Origin of the sequence: Haladaptatus sp., from assembly GCF_049589095.1 — an archaeon.
Classification (GTDB): Archaea; Halobacteriota; Halobacteria; order Halobacteriales; family Haladaptataceae; genus Haladaptatus.
The window spans coordinates 1-2,134 of the sequence record NZ_JBAWAC010000251.1; the positions used below are offsets into that span (position 1 = coordinate 1).

Below are 2,134 nucleotides of genomic sequence, written 5' to 3' on the forward strand. Positions count from 1 at the left end.
CGGTGAGGACGAGGACGGCAACGATAACGGCAGCTACTGATTCAGCCGTCGCCCACCTCGACGGTCGACCCGATACCTGCCGACGAGGTGGCGGAAACGTCGAGTTCCCACGCGTCGAGGGTCACGATGCGGGCATCCCCGCCCGCGGCGTAGAGCGAAACGCCGTCGGCGTCCGCGCGAGTCGGATAGATCCGTCCCGTGAGACAGCGCCGTTCGTTCGCGAACACTTCGATGACCGACCCGTCGATGAACACCCTGAGGTCGACCCTCCCTTCCCCGTCGAGCGGCATCCGTATCGGGTCGTCGGCCGTTTCCGGGTGGAGGCTCGACGTGGAGCGTTCGAGGATGAGTTCGTCCCGGCGGACGTGCAACGGCGTCCGCTCCTCGCCGTCCACGGTTTCCCGGAGAACGATGCCCACCTCGTCGGCGGTGCCGAGATCCAGTGAGACCGCGAGTTCGAGTGCCCTGCCACGTGTTTGGAGCACCTCACGGTGGCCGTCGGAGAGTCCCCGGGATTCGAACCCGTGATGGCCGCCACGAAGCGATTCGACCTCGGCGGCGGGCCGTTGGCGCAGTTCGCCGTCCTCGACTTCGAGGACTCGCGGGAGCGAAAGCGCTCCGGACCACCCCGCGTCCCACTGTGCGCGCTCGCTCCGCGCCTCCTTCAGCCATCCGAACGTGAGCAGCCGTCCCGAACCGTCCCGTAGCGTTTGTGGGGCATAAAAGTCGCCGTAATCGAGTATCCCGGACGTTTCGCGTTCGAAGCGCGCATCACGCACGGTCCCGAGGAAGTAGCGCACGTGCTCGTAGTTCGAGACGTGGAGCAGGCGCTCCTCGTCGAAGTCGAGGAGTTCGGGGCATTCCCACATGTGGCCTTCCGCCTCCGACTCGGCCGTGTACAGTGGCCCGAGATACGTCCAGTCGAGGAGGTCGTCCGAGCGATAGAGGAGTGCCGTCCCGCCCACACCCGCGATACCAGAGCCGATGAGCTGATACCACGAGCCGTTTTCGCGCCAAACGGAGTGGTCGCGGAACTCGGCGTCCCAGTGGTCGGTCGAGAGGATATCGAGTTCGACCGGTGGCTCGGCCACGACCGGGTTCTCGGGGTCCTTTTTCCACACGTCGAGCGTTTCGTCGACCGCCGTCGCGAGACACGGGAGTTGCCGTCCGTCGCGCCCGCCCGTGTAGAGCATGTGAACCGTCCCGTCGTCGTCGATCGCGCATCCCGACCAGCAACCGTCGCGGTCGGGACCGTCGGGGTTGGGCGTGAGCGCGACGGGACGGTCCTCCCAGTGGACGAGGTCCTCGCTCGTCGCGTGCCCCCAGTGAATCGTGTCGTGGTAGGGTCCGCCCGGATTATACTGATAGAACGCGTGATACGTGCCGTTCCACTCGATGAGGCCGTTCGGGTCGTTCAACCAATTCGCGGGTGGTGTGAGGTGATAACTCGGACGGTCGTAGTCGTCACGAAAGTCGGTACGCATCGCGGCGAGGTCGGCGGCAGCCTTCGGCCGCCCGACGAGACCGTTGTCGGCATTTTCCCCGAGAAAACGAAGACAGCCCGCAAGGAAGGTTTCGCGGCCGCCGTCCGCGCCGTGAGCGTCGAATTCGACGTTTGCCCCGACACCGAGAACCGTCCCCGTTCCGGGCTTCCATTCGACGACGGACACCTCGTCCGGGCGGTCGATGTCCCCTCGGACGGTCCCCGCGAGGACGTCCGCACGTTCCGGGAGGACCTTGTCATATCGCGCAAACGACTGAGTGCCGCCACCGCCACGCGTGTGGAATCGAACGTCGTCGAAGGCGGCGACCGCCGGATGGTCGGCATACTGGGTCTTCCACAGCGGGCCGACGGGCGTCTCGACCGGTTCCGTGCCCACGGCGTCCGGTGCGACCGGGTCGACCCCGAGCGCTTCGACCGCAGTCAACGCCTGGCCGGTCAACAGCAGGGTGCCCCCCCGCTCGAAATAGGCGGCAAATACGTCGGCCGCCTCGGCGATGGTTTGCGGGTTCACCGGTGTATCACGGTGCCACCAGAGGACGTCGTATTCCTCGAAATCACCGTCGTGGCGGTCCGTAACCGGGACACGATCGACGGCACCCAGTTCGGTCGTCGCCCAATCGAGCGCCGACT

Annotated in this window: 1 protein-coding gene; it reads right to left on the reverse strand. The window is 66.2% G+C overall.

The window, feature by feature from the left end; all coding sequences use genetic code 11:
* Positions 1–41 precede the first annotated feature (41 nt).
* A partial coding sequence (locus tag WBV42_RS08180) for a GH32 C-terminal domain-containing protein (RefSeq protein ID WP_423985590.1) occupies positions 42–2,134 on the reverse strand: 2,093 nt, incomplete at its 5' end.